Annotated in this window: 14 protein-coding genes; 5 read left to right on the forward strand and 9 right to left on the reverse strand. The window is 53.9% G+C overall.

Annotation, left to right across the window (positions count from 1 at the left end; translation table 11 throughout):
• Positions 1 to 484 precede the first annotated feature (484 nt).
• Complete coding sequence (locus ACR0NM_RS14165) at positions 485 to 1516, forward strand: GlxA family transcriptional regulator (RefSeq protein ID WP_170395488.1); 1032 nt, start codon at positions 485 to 487, stop codon at positions 1514 to 1516.
• On the opposite strand, the gene ACR0NM_RS14170 is transcribed toward ACR0NM_RS14165, so the two are convergent.
• From ACR0NM_RS14170 to ACR0NM_RS14200, 7 genes are read right to left on the reverse strand one after another with little or no spacing between them, the layout of a single operon-like run.
• On the reverse strand, positions 1494 to 2426 hold the full coding sequence (locus tag ACR0NM_RS14170; RefSeq protein WP_480615304.1) for a 3-hydroxyacyl-CoA dehydrogenase NAD-binding domain-containing protein: 933 nt from the start codon (positions 2424 to 2426) through the stop codon (positions 1494 to 1496). The two genes, ACR0NM_RS14165 and ACR0NM_RS14170, sit on opposite strands and share 23 nt — an antisense overlap.
• On the reverse strand, positions 2426 to 3166 hold the full coding sequence (locus tag ACR0NM_RS14175; protein WP_480615306.1) for an SDR family NAD(P)-dependent oxidoreductase: 741 nt from the start codon (positions 3164 to 3166) through the stop codon (positions 2426 to 2428). Before ACR0NM_RS14175 ends, ACR0NM_RS14170 begins: the two co-directional genes overlap by 1 nt.
• Entirely contained in the window at positions 3166 to 4584 is a 1419-nt protein-coding gene (locus ACR0NM_RS14180) for a gamma-aminobutyraldehyde dehydrogenase (RefSeq protein WP_480615308.1), read from the reverse strand. Before ACR0NM_RS14180 ends, ACR0NM_RS14175 begins: the two co-directional genes overlap by 1 nt.
• 10 nt (positions 4585 to 4594) lie before the next feature.
• Entirely contained in the window at positions 4595 to 5527 is a 933-nt protein-coding gene (gene kce / locus ACR0NM_RS14185; RefSeq protein ID WP_170395496.1) for a 3,5-dioxohexanoate:acetyl-CoA acetone transferase, read from the reverse strand.
• Positions 5527 to 6321 carry an SDR family oxidoreductase gene (locus ACR0NM_RS14190; RefSeq protein ID WP_170395498.1) on the reverse strand — a complete coding sequence of 265 codons (795 nt, stop codon included), beginning with the start codon at positions 6319 to 6321 and terminating at the stop codon, positions 5527 to 5529. The genes kce and ACR0NM_RS14190 overlap by 1 nt, the downstream gene beginning before the upstream one ends.
• A gap of 5 nt (positions 6322 to 6326) precedes the next feature.
• A complete protein-coding gene (gene betC, locus ACR0NM_RS14195; protein WP_480615310.1) occupies positions 6327 to 7853 on the reverse strand; it encodes a choline-sulfatase in 1527 nt (508 codons plus the stop codon).
• Positions 7850 to 8971: an aromatic ring-hydroxylating oxygenase subunit alpha gene (locus ACR0NM_RS14200; RefSeq protein ID WP_480615312.1), complete on the reverse strand. Its 1122-nt coding sequence runs from the start codon at positions 8969 to 8971 to the stop codon at positions 7850 to 7852. Before ACR0NM_RS14200 ends, betC begins: the two co-directional genes overlap by 4 nt.
• 666 nt (positions 8972 to 9637) lie before the next feature.
• Here ACR0NM_RS14200 and ACR0NM_RS14205 point away from each other — a divergent pair.
• The 3 genes from ACR0NM_RS14205 (at position 9638) to ACR0NM_RS14215 (ending at position 12568) form a co-directional block, all read left to right on the forward strand.
• On the forward strand, positions 9638 to 10000 hold the full coding sequence (locus ACR0NM_RS14205; protein ID WP_170597202.1) for a hypothetical protein: 363 nt from the start codon (positions 9638 to 9640) through the stop codon (positions 9998 to 10000).
• Between the two features lie 1304 nt (positions 10001 to 11304).
• Positions 11305 to 11517: a hypothetical protein gene (locus ACR0NM_RS14210; RefSeq protein WP_170395513.1), complete on the forward strand. Its 213-nt coding sequence runs from the start codon at positions 11305 to 11307 to the stop codon at positions 11515 to 11517.
• A 241-nt stretch (positions 11518 to 11758) separates the two neighbouring features.
• The gene (locus tag ACR0NM_RS14215; RefSeq protein ID WP_480615314.1) at positions 11759 to 12568 is read left to right on the forward strand and encodes a hypothetical protein; all 810 of its coding nucleotides are present in this window, start codon (positions 11759 to 11761) and stop codon (positions 12566 to 12568) included.
• Positions 12569 to 12909: 341 nt separating this feature from the next.
• Here ACR0NM_RS14215 and ACR0NM_RS14220 read toward each other — a convergent pair whose 3' ends face one another.
• Complete coding sequence (locus ACR0NM_RS14220) at positions 12910 to 13857, reverse strand: DMT family transporter (protein WP_480615316.1); 948 nt, start codon at positions 13855 to 13857, stop codon at positions 12910 to 12912.
• A 342-nt stretch (positions 13858 to 14199) separates the two neighbouring features.
• On the opposite strand from ACR0NM_RS14220, the gene ACR0NM_RS14225 reads away from it, so the two are divergent.
• The gene (locus tag ACR0NM_RS14225) at positions 14200 to 15474 is read left to right on the forward strand and encodes an adenylate/guanylate cyclase domain-containing protein (protein WP_170514318.1); all 1275 of its coding nucleotides are present in this window, start codon (positions 14200 to 14202) and stop codon (positions 15472 to 15474) included.
• Positions 15475 to 15651: 177 nt separating this feature from the next.
• Here ACR0NM_RS14225 and ACR0NM_RS14230 read toward each other — a convergent pair whose 3' ends face one another.
• On the reverse strand, positions 15652 to 16551 hold the full coding sequence (locus tag ACR0NM_RS14230; protein WP_480615318.1) for a hypothetical protein: 900 nt from the start codon (positions 16549 to 16551) through the stop codon (positions 15652 to 15654).
• Between the last annotated feature and the right edge of the window lie 58 nt (positions 16552 to 16609).

The raw sequence follows: 16609 nt of genomic DNA on the forward strand, positions 1-16609 counted from the left end.
TTAGCCAGCATAAGCACAAACAATCCGAACAAGATGAATTACGTATGCTTTGTCGATGGAACAGCAATCGAAACAGCCACAAGTAGCGTAATTGTTGAAGGCCTCTCAGGCGGTGATGAGATGATCCAGGCGGATGGGAGACCAGTTAAGATTTGATGGGTTGGCGCTAATGATGTGAGCCTTGCAGAATGCCTTGCAAATCAGAAGCTTTGGCCTGTGAAAGATTGATATGAATGCGCTTGGACGCGGAATCCCGAATTGTGATCTCTTTGTCTCGCAACAACACTAAGTTTCTAGCGGCCAAAACGGACTTTCGCCGCGGTATAACGAATGTCGGTTTTTGGATTTCAGAAACTTATTGAGCGCTGATCTCCCCCGGTTTTTTCCCCTTGTTTATGCTGTGTTTGCCTTAGTAATTGGACTTTTTTGAACCAGTGATAAGTTCATTGTTGACAATTTTGGACTCCATTTTACAGAATCGGCCATGATCCATCCAATTGATCGCAAGCTAGATATCGTTGTCCTGGTGAGTCCGCATTTCAATGTTTCGGCGACTACGTCTTTCGTGGATCCTTTCAGAATAGCCAATTACCTGACAGGTTCGGCTCGATTTTCTTGGACCTATGTCTCGGACCTCGGTGGACCAGTTGAGTCTAGCAGCGGCCTTGTCGTTGACACTGCCCCATTGGCGGCCGTGACGGGGCGCAAGCCCTGGTTGGTTCTGGTGAGTACAAGTTGGTCACCTGAACGTCACGGAACATCTCAGTTTAAGGTGGCCCTTCAGAAGTGGGAGGCGTGCGGAGCAATCGTTGGCGGCTTGGATACTGGTGCGATTGTTCTTGCGGCTGCTGGACTGCTTAAAGGCAAGACAGCGACGGTTCACTATGAGCACATCGATGCCTTTGCTGAAATGGCCCATGATACCACAGTGTCAGAGAACATGATTGTTATGGATGGAAAGATGTTCACTTGTTGCGGGGGTTCCGCAGCGACTGATCTGGGTTTGCGGTTTGTGCACTCCGTCGATGGTGAGAGTATCGCCAATGCATCTGCGCGATATCTTTTTCATCACAATGTACGCGGTGAGGGCCAATCACAGAACCCCAAAGACGTGGAGCCACTGGGGTATGTCACCTCTGGGGTGGTAAGGGACGCGATCGACTTGATGGAGGCACATTTGGAAGCCACTTTGTCGATCCCTGAAATATCAGCGAGGTTGAAGATTTCGCAACGACAACTTAGCAGATTGTTTCGGCAATATGTCCAGAAGTCGCCGATCGAGTACTACCGTGACATACGCCTTGATCGCGCGCGTGGACTAGTAACCCAAACAGAGCTGAAATTCAGCGAGATTGCAGAAGCATCAGGATTTAACGGGCAAGTTCATTTCAGCCGGGCATATCGAAGCCGTTTTGGCCTCACACCAACTGCAGACCGTATTGAAGGCCGTACTCCATTCGAGTTCCGCGCGTGGCCAATGTTCAAGCCTGATATTAAGTCCGAAGGTGTTGGGTAGCTTTTTGCATCGCCGTAAGCATCTTGTCGCGTTGCGCTGATAACTCTTCGGTACTTTGCCCTTGAGTTTGATCGTTAATGCCATCGACCAGTTTATTGATGACATCCTCATCAAGACGAGGGTTGCCCAGGTCGTCCCACCAGCCATTGAATGTATCCTTGAAATGGTCACAGAAGGCCCGCAGACCGCCGTCGCCTGCACCCAGGTGGAAAAGCGTCGTCGGACCCATCGCGGCCCACCGCAATCCCGGGCCGGCCCACATCGCTTTGTCGATGTCTTCGACGCTCGCAACGCCTTCAATCGCCATATGGACGGCCTCGCGCCATACTGCAGCTTGTAAGCGGTTTGCGACGTGTCCGGGCATGCCCTTCTTGATCCGGATCGTGACTTTACCCAGATCTTCGTAGAACGTCTCTGTTCGGTTCAGAACATCTGAACCGGTTGCGTCGTTCGCCGTCAACTCGACCAGCGGAATGAGATGTGGCGGGTTGAACGGATGACCTAAGATGAGCTTACTCGGATCGCGCCATCCCTGTTGGAGAGCCTCGAGTGTTAAGCCGGATGTTGAGCTTGAAACTATTGCATCAGCACCCAACTCTGGCTCAACTTCCGCATAGGTGGAATGTTTGATCGGCAACCGCTCGGGCACATTCTCCTGAATGAACTGCGCGTTTCGCACGGCCTCAGCTGCGGTCGGTGCAAAGGTGATCGCATCTCGGGTGGCGTGGCCAACTTGGCCCAATTCTTCCAACGCAGGCCACGCCTTTTCAATGTATTTACGGACGGATGCCTCAGCGTTCGGATCGGGATCAAATACAGTCACACTGCGACCCGACGCGAGGAACAGCGCTGCCCAGCTTGCCCCGATGACACCGGCTCCGAGAATGGCGGTTCTTTCGATTTCCGACATCAGAACAGTCCCGGATTCAGGGGGGATGCCGCAGTCATACCACCGTCCACAGTGAACAGTTGGCCAGTCGCAAAAGACGACTCGTCAGAAGCTAGCCAAACAGCCATCGCAGCAATGTCTGCGGGCTTACCAAAGCGTTTGACCGCATGGCGTGCCAGCGCGTCTGATCTAGCCTTTTCCGGGTCATGGGCGAGTTCGAATGCTGCGTCCAGCATGCCGGTCTCAATCCATCCCGGGCAGATTGCATTGCAGCGCACCGCAGGTCCATGGTCCACTGCGATAGAGCGTGTAAGCCCATGCACAAACGCTTTTGAAGCATTGTAGAGCGCCATCGACGGGTCAGCGGCATTGCCCGAGATCGAACCAATGTTGATGATCGAACCACCCTGAGACATTTTCGGAACAAAGGCGCGGCAACAGTTAAAAACGCCTCGTGCGTTTACTCCCATCACCAAATCCCAATCCGCGTCTGAGCTTTCGGTCACTGTTTTTTCGACCTGAACGCCGGCGTTGTTTACCAGGATATCTACCAGGCCGATTGTTCGGGCAGTACGTGCAACCGCTTCGGGATTGGATACATCCAGCGTATACCATGCTACGTGATCCGGTAGATCATCTGGCTTAGGGCCGCGCCCGCAGGTGGCGACAGCCGCACCTTCGGCTGCGAAGGCCTCAACGATGCCGCGACCAATGCCCTGTTTGCCGCCGGTAACAAAGGCGCGTTTCCCAGCTAACCGCATCAGTGTGCCACCATAACGTGACGGACTGCGGTGTAAGCATCCAGCGCATAGACCGACATATCGCTGCCCGTGCCCGAGCCCTTCATCGCGGCCCATGGCATCTCGGGGGTCGCAACCCCATGCGTGTTTACCCAGGTGAATCCATAGCGCAACTTGGACGTCATTTGCATTGCTCTCCCAACATCTCGTGTCCAGACCGAAGAGGCCAAACCGTAAGCTCCGGTGTTGGCGATCTTCAACGCATCTTCTGCCTCAGAAAACCGAGAGACAGTTACAACGGGTCCAAAAACCTCATTGCAGGCAATCTCTGCTGTGTTGTCGACATTGGCGATGACTGTCGGCTGGTAGAAAAAGCCGTCTTCTTCGCCAGACGCCCCACCGGAAACGATTTCAGAGCTGCTGCGTGCGCGATCCACAAAACCCGCTACACGATCCCGCTGTGTCGCAGAGACAAGCGGGCCCATTTCCGTTCCTTGAGCTTTCGGTGCACCGATCTGGATCTGGCCAACCTGATCGGCAATCGCGGCCACAAGTTTGTCGTAAACTCTGTCTGCAACCATCACGCGGCAAGGCTGTGCGCAGTCCTGACCGGCATTGAAGTAGCTGCCATATCGGATCGTCTCGGCCACAGCATCGAGATCAGCATCATCAAAGACAATGACTGGCGCCTTGCCGCCCAATTCCAGATGAACGTGTTTAATTTTCTGGGAAGCAGCCCGCATTGCAGCCATGCCTGTCGCCGGAGAACCCGTAACACTGATCCCCTCCATCTGTGGGCTGTTCATCAGGGTATTCCCCACGCCGGGCCCGCGACCATGGATCACGTTAAGCACGCCTTTTGGCAGAACATCTTGTAACAGTTCTGCAAGTCGCAGAGTAGATAGCGGCGTGATCTCGGACGGTTTCAACACCACCGAACATCCTGCCGCAATTGGTGCAGCAATCTTCCAGGACGCCATCATCAGCGGATAGTTCCAAGGGGCGATGGCTGCGACAGGGCCAATGGGGTCGCGCCGGATCATCGACGTATGACCCGCGACATACTCTCCAGAGGCAGACCCCATCATGGTGCGCGCAGCCCCGGCGAAAAAGCGAAAGACATCAATCGTCAGCGGCATTTCATCATCATGAGCCGATGGCCAGGGTTTTCCCACATCTAGGCTCTCAAGTTCTGCCAACTCCTGGCTGTTCGCCTCGATAACATCAGCTATCTGAAGCAAGATTGCAGCGCGTTCTGCAGGGGTCGTAACCGAAAAGGTTTCAAATGCCTCTGCTGAGCCGCGCACCGCCGCCTCGATCTGTGCATCGCTGGCTTCTTTTGCGGTACCAATAACCTCTCCTGTTGCAGGGTTCAGGATGTTCAAGGCGTCGCCGGTGCCTTCAACCATTTCGCCGTTGATCAACATGTTCGTCTGCATATGCGTCTCCTCAGAAGCCAACCTGATCGCCGCCTTTTAGTGCGAGCCGCATGCGCGCTTCTGCTGGCGTCGCGACCGTAAGGCCAAGGTTTTCAACGATTGATCGGATGCGCGTGACCTGTTCCGCGTTAGATTTTGCCAACTCACCCTTGCCGATGAACAGGCTGTCTTCGAGACCGACACGCAGGTTACCGCCCCGCATCGCGCTTTGGGTCGCAAATGGCATTTGGTGACGACCAGCGGCAAGGACCGACCATTCGTAATTCTCTGCTCCGAACAGCTTATCGGCTGTGTTGTGCATGTGTGTCAGATGGTCGGCATCTGCGCCAACGCCACCCAAGATGCCAAATACCATCTGAATGAAAAATGGCGGTTTGATCAGGCCCTGATCCACGAACCATTTGACGTTGTAGAGATGTCCAAGATCATAGCATTCGAACTCGAACTTGGTGCCGTGATCTCCACCAAGTTTTTCGATGGCGTAACGAATTGTTTTGAAAGTGTTGGGAAAGATAAAGTCTTCCGTCATCTCCAAAAATGGCCGTTCCCAGTCGTGCTGAAACTCGGTGTATTTCTGCAGCATCGGAAAGATACCAAAGTTCATGGATCCCATGTTGAGCGATGCCATCTCTGGGCTGGTAGACGTCGCCGCCAGCAGCCGCTCATCCATCGACATCCCCAAGCCGCCGCCGGTCGAGACATTCATCACAACATCGGTGGACTGCTTGATTACGGGTAGAAACTGCTTGAACAGCTCAGGTCGGGGATCGGGTTTTCCTGTCTCCGGGTGCCGTGCGTGCAGGTGAATGATTGATGCCCCTGCCTGGGCCGCCTCAATACTGGCCGTCGCAATCTCGGCCGGTGTAATCGGCAGATGCGGAGACATTGACGGCGTATGGATGCCTCCGGTCGGCGCGCAAGTGATAATGACTGGCTTGGGCATCAGAGCTTCATCTGCTGCACTTGTGCAGACAGCCCCCCGTCCAGAACCCACAACTGGCCAGAGGCATAGCGCGCCTCGTCCGAGGCAAGCCAGTTGACCAAATTTGCAATATCCTCGGGCGTCCCGTAGGTCCGCATTGGATGAACATCGCGCACGGCCTTTTGCAGCGTTTCAATGTTGCCACCTCCTCCGCCGGATCCATCGCCGTTGAAGAAGCTCTGCAGCATTGGAGTGTCGATATAGCCAGGGCAGATGGCATTCACCCGGATACCTTCTGGGCCATGATCGCAAGCCATTGCGCGCGTCAATGCGTGAACTGCACCCTTGGTCGCGCAATAGGCCGCAAGCCCAGGGTCTGCGATGAACCCGTCGTAGGAGCCAAAATTGATAAGGCTTGCGCTATTCCCTGTCTTCGCCGCTTCGCGCATCAATGGGATGGCGTATTTCGAGGTCAGGAACGTGCCCGTGGAATTAACCGCAAAGCTTTGATTCCATTCCTCCAACGTGGTCTCTTCAACCGTTTTTTCGATCTCAATCCCCGCCGCGTTCACTAGGATGTCCAACTTTCCGTGTGCGGCGCGCACATGATCCATCGCCGCAACCGAGTCTGCTTCTTGAGTCACATCCAGCTTAACAAAATGACTGCCGTCGTCGTCGTGTTGATCTAACGACCCTTCCGGTGTGAGGTCAGCGGCAAATACCGTTGCGCCTTCTCTTAGAAACCGAGCGACAATCGCGCGCCCGATTCCACCGCGGGCACCAGTCACGAGAGCAACTTTTCCGTTCAGCATCATTTGTTTCAATCCTTCAATGGCGGATAGCGGTAGCGGCGTGCAGCCACTGTCCAATCCATATTGTTGCGTACATACTGCTGACTTGCATCGGACGGCGGGTTGTAGTCCCAAGGCTCGCTGGCACCGGCCTCCATCGCGGCATGTAATGCACGGCGCGATTTTTGTGTGGCGATTATCTTCTTTCGCAAAGCACTGCCGTCCCAACGTTCGGCGACTTCGGCTGCAAAACGAGTTTTCGCGTCGGAGTAGCTTGGGTCCGAAGCTAAATTATTCGTTTCCATCGGGTCAGCACTCAGGTCATAGAGCTGCGGTGGGTCGCTATCACAATGAATATATTTCAAGGGCCCGCGCCGGATCATGATCACAGGATAGCCCGTCATCTCGGCACAGTATTCTCCGATCGCCTCATCAACTGGATCATCTTCACTCCGAGCCAGAGGCATAAGGCTACGACCGTCGATCGGCTCTCCAATCATCGTCTCATCACCGCCACCGATGTCGATAAATGTCGGCAACAGATCGACCAGTGACACTGCATTTTGAGCGGCCCCAACAGCGATGCCTGGCCCGGCCATGACCAGTGGAACTCGCGCGGAGTGCTCGAAAAAGTTCATTTTGTACCACAGCCCTCGTTCACCCAGCATGTCGCCATGGTCGGCTGTGACAATCACAATGGTGCTGTCCAACTCGCCCGTTTCTTCGAGGGTTTGAACCAGCTCTCCGATTTTGCTGTCGAAGTAACTGACGTTTGCCAAGTAGGCATGGCGCGCGCGCAGGATTTCTTCCTCGGTCAGTGGCACATAAGACGCTTCGATCCCATCCAATAAACGTCGTGAAAAGGGGTCTTGATCCTCCAACGCGGGCACAAAGGCGGGCAAGTCAATTTCATCATCTGTATACAGGTTCCACCATTCGGGCCGCGCAACGTAAGGATCATGCGGGTGAATGAAGCTCACCACCATCGCAAAGGGCGCATCGTTCCCACGTGCTTTGTCTCGGGCAACATCGAAGAGCCAGCGATTGGCGGCAAAGCCAACTTCGTCGTCATAGTCGATCTGGAAGGTAGCGTGGGCAACGCCGCTTTCCTTGACCGTTTGCATATTGTGATACCACTTGTCGATCCGCTCGTCCGGGGCCTCCCAATCCGGGGTCCACGCAAAATCAGCAGGATAGATGTCGGTTGTCACACGATCCTCAAATCCATGCATCTGATCCGGCCCGACAAAATGCATCTTGCCTGCCAAACATGTACGATAGCCCAGCGATTTCAGATAATGCGCAAATGTCGGCACCGAAGCCTTGAACTCGGATGCATTGTCGTAAGCTGCGATGCGACTGATGTGCTGACCCGACATAAAGGAAAACCGTGAAGGCGCACAGAGAGGGGAATTGCAGTAAGCTGCATCGAAGCGCATGCCGCGCGCGGCCAACGCGTCAAGATGTGGCGTCTTGGCGACCTTATGCCCGTACGCCCCTGTGAAATGCGGAGCCAATTGGTCCGCCATGACCACAAGGATGTTTGGCCGCGTCACGTGGCACCTTTTGCGTAAGCGTCCAAGACTAAGCCATGGAAGTGATGAACGGCGTGCTCGGACTTGCCAGACCCATCCGGGTCATTGACGATCCGACCTTGTGTGAACGCAGGCGTTTTCATCCCGCGCTGCACGCTTTCGACGAGGCTGATATCTTCGACCTGAAGTACCTCGTCCAGATAGCGAATTGCATCCAGCTCCATCGCGTCAGGTTCCGGCGTCTCAAGGAAGAAGTCGTAAGTTTCAAGCGTCCGATCTGGCCCAACAGGGATAATGTTCAACACGATCATGCTGGACCGTCCCGGATATCGCATCAGGCAAGTGGTAGGATAGAGCCACCAAACCGCGTGGGTTTTTACCGTGGCGTTCGAGACGTCATAGGCGGTATTTGGACTGTTGCCTGCGTCAGCCATATGGCTGGAGTAAATGCCGTAGGTCGTAACCTTGTAGGTATCCATATCCACGAGGTCACAAAAATCCTTATGGGCCGTAGGGCAATGATAGCACTCAAGGAAATTGTCCACGACGTTCTTCCAATTCGACTTGATGTCGTAGGTCAAACGGTGGCCAAAAGTGAGTTGATCCACATCCGGTGCCCAATGGCGCACCTCGGTTTCTAGGTTTCCGGATTGCTCTGACAAAGAGGCAGCCGTCGGATCCAAATTGACAAAAACAAAACCGCAGAATTCTTCAACCTGTACAGCATCGAGACAAATCTCATCCTTGTTGAAGTCTTCTAGGTTTTCAGTATGTGGCGCACGCGCCAATTGCCCGTCAAGTTTATAGACCCAGGCATGATAGGGGCACATAATCCGTGTTGTATTGCCTTCGCCTGATAGCAGTTCATGGGCACGGTGTTTGCATACGTTGTAAAAGGCGCGAAGCTTACCCTCTTTGTCGCGCACAACCGCAATAGGTTGACCGGCAATATCCACTGTTACATATGATCCCGGCTCTTGTGTTTTCTCGACATGACACACCCATTGCCAAGTTTTGGAGAGGATGGAGCGAAGGTCTGCGTCAAACCACTTGCGCTCGGTGTAGGCAGCAGCCTGCAATGAGCTGGAGCGCGATGGGTCAGCATGATAGCCAAAGAAAATTGCACCTGAATCAGTCATGATAGCGTCTCCGATGTTAGGTTAAATCTATTGCACGTGGGATTCGAAGCTATGTTTAATCAGCCGCTAGTTTGATTATTTTCGCTAAGCATTTGGCTTTCGGGGACACCGTATTAACCCATCAAGCACTGCGTTTAGCTGACAAGCGAATGCTGGGCCCTTGACTGCATCTGTTATGCGGTCATTCGTGCACACTGCAGGAATCGGCAAAATGGGCTCAAACCGAACATTCTCTGCACTGCGGTTGTGGGAATCTGGCGGAGTGTCTGGATTGCGGGGCAAAGTCGCCTTTTGTTGACGCCGCTTTTGCTCACGCAGCATTTCCTCGCATCTGCGGCAGCGTCCTCTCGTTGGTGCAGCAAATTTCACGAGACCGGACATTGAAGCCCATTCGGTTAGTCGGCTTTCAATCCGACCTTTCGCCGCGACCAACCTCAATCACCAAGGGGCGGACGAAGCCAACATTCATTCGTTGAACGTTTTCGACGGGTCGTCCAGTGTAAAAGGGCGTGAATCGCACATAGCTGTACGTGGAGTAGTATTGACCCTTTGGAAAAGGCTTAGAGAACGTTCAAGCGACCGGAATTCGCTGGGCCTGATCACAGGAGCAGGGAAGCATTTATACGCAGCTTTTGTCAGGACTACAAAGCCTGGAATGATCATTGCATGGCGATAAGCACCGCAACCGAGTGTCTCAAACGTCCAGAAATGATATCAGAGTTATCGAAGGCTTACTCTGATTTCGTTGGCAAATACGCCACTCCCGACATCGAGCTACAATTGATATCTTTCGGAACGGATGCATCCTTCGACCCAAGCAGGCTGACGTGCGGAACTGCGGGAATAGAAGGCTCTCGTCTGAAGCAACCGTTTTTAATCAAAAGCGTGCACGGGGATTGGTCTGATGAGTACATAGCACATAACAAGGAAAGCGTGGACGGCTCGTTTCGGCTCGAACAGATTTACTTTATAGATCCATTTCCTGAGGATAATAAGGAGAACGAAGCCGCTTTTCTTCCTATTTTGTGAACGTCAAAGTTGGGCTTTCCTGGCACCTTCGTCGCAAGATCCATGAACGATCGCTCCAGGATGGAGCTCCCTTTGCTGTGCGTCGTATGAATGGGCAAGATGCAGGACAAATCTGCCGTTCAACTTTTCTGTGGTGGTGTCTGCTTATCTAATAGTCGTATTATCCGTTCAGTTAGTTATGCTTGAACCAGAACAGGTAATTTGATCCTGCAATTTGGTGTTGTTGACCTTCAAACCTGACAAATTTGGATTTTCTATCAGGTCGCTGCTCAGACTCCCACATCGCTCGACGAACACCCACCTTGGCGTTAAGTTGCCCGAACAGGTTGGCGAAAATGATCAACCACGAAGGCACGGATTGGGCGGAGGCAACAAAGCATTATGCCCGAGAAAAATTAATGACATCGAGATTAACGCATTTCTTCCAAAAAGCACTTGGTCGTAAGCGCAATAGTCACAGGTTATCGAATGAGGACGAAAATTTCGTCGGCAGCGCAGCCTCGGGAATGTTGGCACAAATTCAGCACGAAACGAATATGCGCGCCGCGCGTGGGAACGAGCCGATCTCCGTTCGTCTTGTCCCCCAAGTGCCAATACGGGATGCGGATGCCGCGGCGGGTTGGATCGGAGGAGGGGCTTGTCGGTTACTTTGCCCTCTGGCGCCATAGCGCGTGTAGAAGCGATTTCGACCTGAATGTCGAGAGCTTCGCGCCAGGCGAGGACAGAAATCAGCACCAGGTTCTCGCCAATTGGACTGCCCGTGTAAGCGGCGGTCATTGGGGGCATCTACATAGGCAAACGGTTTCTTATCGCGGCTTGCTGGATGTTTCGCGGCATGGCGACCTTTGGATGCTTGATGACCTGACGATTATCAGCGCCAAAACAGGAGGGTAATTCAGTGGCTGAAACGCGGCCTCAAAACCAGTCATTTGAGCACTTATCGGAAATTGGACTCACAATGCGAGCAGGGAGCTGACATTTCAGTGTTTCGGCATTCACTTGAATTGCCACCAATCGCCAATGTCTCGAAAGGCACCAAAAGTACGGCAGTGCGTTGGCAGTTCATTTTGAGGCCGAAACGTCTTAGGCTGTGAAATGGGCCGTAAACGGAGGAACCAATCGTAATACGAACAATCGCACTCGCGCTTGTGGCAAGCGTCATTGCAAACCCTTCTTTTGCAACGTTTCTTGTTTCCTGCGAAGCGCCTGATGAGTCAGGCGTTTCGGTAGCATTTGGCTTTGGATCTGTACCCGGCCTTGCGATTATCAGCGCGACGATCCACGCGGATGGACAGGACTGGAGCATGACAGAGACAGAAGGTGCGCTGCCCATTGTTTTGGCGCAGGGGGCCTCGGAGAACACACACACATTGCTGGATTTCGCCGATCCTGAGTTTGATCGCATTGTTGCATCCGTGCGGCTGATTACGGCTGATGAAGGCGATGACCAAATCACCGTTGGCACGCTTAAGATCCCAGAGGTCGGGGTCTTTCCGCTGGTCTGCGAAGGACCATGACCCATATCTGTGCCAGAAACGTGTGGGCGGGGCAGAGAGAGAATTCCGATGCCCATGACCTGGTGAAAGAACATCCAGTTATAGCTTCATTCTCCGTTTTTTGGCGATCTCGGCCCGCCCTGACCTATAGATATGAGGTCAACACCCCGGACAAATTCAGACGTGGCATTTTCTAGCTGGATTCCACACCACGCCCACCCGGCAACCTTCTAGCGGCCACGCCACCTCAGGAGACAGTCGCATGATCCAAGAAATACAACAACCTGGAGATCCAGTAGCCGACATTCTCTTCAATTGGCTTCCATTTCTTGGGATGGTTGCGCTTGGCGTAGTAGGATTGATCATCACCGCGCGGGGCTATCGGCACTATCTCAATTCGACGTATCTAAAGCGAGCCGGCCGACCTGGGCAGGCGCGCGTGACCGACAAGTGGGTCAAGAAGGGCCACGTTGGTCGCAACGAACGGCATCGTACGAAACCTTCGAAACGTTACTTTCTGCGCTTCCAACTTTTGGATGACCCGCGCGCATTTTCCCTAAAAGAAGTCGCTCCGGTAGACCTTTGGAACGCGGTCGAGGTCGGCGACGCGGTCGACGTGCTCTATCACCCGAGGCGGCGCTTGATGCGCCTTGCTGCCTGGGCGAAGTACAGCGGGACAATCGCAGGTGCGGCCCAGATGGCGATTGGTGCGATCATGCTGTCAGCAGCCATCGCTTCGGTTGCAGAAGGCGCAGTCTCCGCTTTGCGAAGTCCTGAGCAGCGCATTGCAGGCGAAAGATGGGTTCGCAGCAAGGCAGAGGTTTTGATCATGGGTAAGCCTGCGGATCCGTATCTGCGTATGTTTGCCCCAGGGTCTCGGATGATCCGTGTCGTGTTCGGAGAGACCCATGGCGGCGCATTCTTAGGGAATGAGCGCTTTATCCGTGTGACCCCAGCAGAAATTGAAACTTACGCCATCGACGACGAAGCGATCCTGGTTGCCTGGATGGACCCGGAGAATGAATTCAATGCCGTTCTGGACCTTGAGAGGCGTGACACAGATTTGCGCTGATTGTTTTGACTAAAATTAAGGCGACAAATACACGCAGATGGCGAGTTGGCCCGAATTACGTGACTGATCTTGGTTGCAAAGAAAGTGCACTTTTGATTCTGGAAAAGTCGAAGTGCTGAATAACCAGATTGGCAATGCAAGCATCAACATCGCTTTATGTCTGCCGCATGTGAACACGTGCTGCGACAGCGCTCTCTGAAATTCAAAAATCTAGAAGGTCCGCGAGTCGCACGTTGATTATTGGTCTGATGCTGCGTTGTTGATGAATGTCCGGTTCGAAGGGCCTCGCCGCAGCAACTTGACCAGGATGTGTAGGTCGGCTTTAGGCCGGGCATGTAGCCTTAGATTGGAGGTACGGCGCGTTCGGTGACCAACTGTCTGGCCGCCACCCTTTCGCGATGTATCATGTACAGCCCTGCACTGATGATGATCGCAATGCCAATCAGGCTAAGCGTATTCGGGAAGTCATTGAAGACAAGATAGCCGAACAAGGTCGCGACCGGCAGCTCAAAATACTGCAGCGGTGCCAGCGTGACGGAAGGCGCAAAAGACAGCGCATAGGTCATCATCATGTGGCTCACCGTCGCGAAGAAGCCAGCGCCCAAAAGCCACAACAGAGCGGTGTCTGTTGGCCAAACGGGATTAAACAAATCAGAGCCGGAACCTTGCGCAACAATTAGAGCTGGAATGCAAAACAGGCTGGCGATCAGACCGGTGTGGAATTGCAGGGTCACGGGGTGCACCCGACGCGACAATCCCCGGGTCACAAGAATGTAGAAAGCGAAGGCAACTGCCGTTCCTACCGGAATAATAGCGACCGCGCCGAAAGCTGCGAAACTGGGCTGGATGACGAACAACACCCCGACAAACCCCACAAGCGCCGCGCAGACGCGACGCGGGCCGACATCTTCACCAAAATAGAACTTGCCGACCAACAAGACGATGAACGGGGCCACGAACACGATTGCTAATGCATCGGCAAGGGGCATCACCCGGATCGCGGCAATGAAGCAAAATGTTGCGAACACCAACAGCAATGAGCGGAAAACCAGCACCATCACCTGACCTTTCGCCACGCGCAACGACAGTCCCATTATCCAGATGAAAGGCGCCATCAACGCGCATTGTACCACAAACCGAGCAGCCGTAATCTGCCCAACCGGCACACTGGTTGACGCGAGTTTCGCAGACACATCCAGCAAAGGAGCGGTTAGGCAAAACCCCAGCATCAGCGCAACGCCAACAAGTGTGCGATCCGGAGATTGAGGTATGCGTTCAGCTGAGGTCATCACTTTATTTAGAGATGTCGCCAAATGCGTGTCTGTTCTCAATACGACGACAGGCAAAAATCCCGCTATCCACGAGTTCGGGTTGAATTGGATATAGCGCTCGTGGCGAATGTCTCTTCTGACGGTCCGCACAGTCGCATCAGATGGCCGGGCCAAATGGCAGCTAGGGCCGTTATCACACATCCCAACAAACTGACTTATCGGAAGCTTTGTCCGCAGAGCGGTCATTCGGGGTGAGGCGATCAGTGTCTGCTGTGCGGACAAAGCGGCCACATGGGCCGCTCAACAATTCAAATGACATGCGCGGTCGTCTATTACAAAGTGCGGGTTGAGGAGTGCGTCATGTCCGATGTTTTCGACCGTATTGCAGACTGGTTGCAAAAGCTGGCCTTTTTCGACGGCGATGTTGGTGGCCTGGTTGAGCATCTCAGTCACAGGCTGATCGACGGCGGTGTGCCAGTCGCGCGGGTTTCGCTGGGCCGTCTCATGATGCATCCCGTCATCGGACTGGTCGATGCAACTTGGGATGCATCAACGGACCGCATAGACTGGACTGTCATGCCACGGAGTTCAGTGACCGATGACCTTTTTGACAAGGCGCCGTTCGGTGAAAACACCAAGCTGACCGCCAAAATAGCCACTAAGTTCTTTCAAAGTGATATCTGGGATCTGGCCGACGGGCTGGTCGGCGAGACGGAAATGATGCCGGTGCTGCGTGCCAATCTGACCGATCCGTCAACCCGTGACAAATATCCGATCTACCAGAAGCTGGCTGCATCGGGCATCACCGATTACCTGGTATTTTCCGTTCCGTTTGGCAAACGGAGCATTACCTTCGAAAGCGGCACTCAGTGGGTACTGGGCGCTTCGGTGTCCTTCGCGACAAAAAGGCGCTCCGGCTTTACACAGCGGGAAATCGACGGCCTCACGCGACTGTCGATACCACTGTTTGGCACCGTCCACGTCTTCACGGAGCAGTTCCTGGCGGCTGAACTGATGGAGGCCTACCTGGGCAGGATTTCAGGCCGATCCGTCTTGAACGGCCAAATATCGCGTGGCGATGTCCGCGAGATCGATTGTGCACTTCTGTTCAGCGACATGCACGGCTCTACGGCCCTGAGCCAACGCCTGTCACCGGGTGACTACGTGGCCGCGGTCAACCGATACTTTGACTGTGTCGCGGGTGCGGTACACGACCATGGTGGCGAGGTGCTGAAGTTCGTCGGTGATGGATTGCTCGCGATTTTCCCGTTTGATGGTCATCGGCGGCTGCCCGAGGACATGTGCGAGGCAGCCCTGTCGGCGGCACGGGAAGCGTTTCAAAGGCGCGAGGAAATTGAGCCCGAGAATCGAACGGATTTTGGAATCGGCCTGCACATGGGCGCGGCGATCTACGGCAACGTGGGAACTGAAAGCAGGCTGGACTTCACGGTGACCGGGACTTCCGTCGCAATGGTCAGCAGGTTGGAGGGGCTGACCCGGTCCGTTGATGCACCCATTCTTGCGACGAGCGAGTTTGCCGAACTTGTCACCGAAACACCCAGCACGTTGGGATCACACACCTTGCGCGGTTTCGACGACGGCGTGGAAGTCTTCTCATTCGAACCCCTGGTTTGACAGCCCACCGCTCCGGTAATTGATGCAGAGTTACCCGGCGGCCGATGTCCGCTTTGGGCTCGGTGCAGACCTTCGCTGCGTTCCAGCTAACAGACCTCTTTGCGGACAAAGCGGACGTTCGAACTCAGACGCAATAATAACTCCGCGCACAATTGGCAAACAGGCTCAATGCTGTGATCAGAACCTGACCCTAAACGCCAGCCCAACCAATGGCGCTGTTTCATAGGTCTGACGACTAATTTCCGCTCCATTCGCATCATCTAGCGTCAGGCGGCCGTCAAATTCTGCGCCTGCAAATACGCTCAATGAAACTCCAGGATTTGGGTTGTATCCAACGGAAAGTACGACGGGGACACTCTTGTCTTCGCCCACCCCGTCCTGCGCGAGACCTTCCCCATCCAACCTGAATCGAATTCTCTCCGATCGTGCGGTTAAGGAAAGATCTATGGTCTCAGTCAACGTGTAGCTCAGGGTCAACCCGGGGCCTTGTGTCGCTCCAATCCCTGAGCCAGTGTTCAAGTTCCAGCGATCATTTAGGTCCCAATCGATCAGCAGGGCCGGAAAAAAATCTGTACCACCATCGTCAAATTGAGAGAACGCGCCAAAGGCCGGTCCTATCGTCAGGCGCTCGTTAAGTTTCCAAGCAATACCCGCGAAAACACCGTAGGTCCTACCATCAGATGCGGAAGCTCCAATTTGATAATCCCACCTGATCTGTGGTGACACAAAAACTGTTGCTGTATCGCTCGCACGAAATCGCAGGGGAACAGAAACGCGAAAGTCACGGAGGTTCTCCCATGGCTGATTGTTCGATTGACTGAAGCTATAGTCCAGCTTGCCGAAGCTGGTTGAAAGCCCAATGGAGTTTCCTCCTTCCAGATTGTAAAGTGCGGTAGCACGTAGAAATGCTCGGCTTGCAGAGAATTCACCGCCGTCACTCAAATCCGCGTCCCCTTGAAACGCAGCAAGCCCATCAACCTGATACGCCCAACCTAGCCGGGGCTGCGCGGCTGAAGGTGACGCTGCAAATCCTAGAGAAATAGCTCCAAAGCAGCACGTCAGAAAAAGGTTTTTCATTTGGCATTTCCCACGTGACGCTGATTCCTTTTGAGTTGCCATTCCTGAACGAGCGTTT

The organism is Ruegeria sp. AF2 (assembly GCF_056542025.1).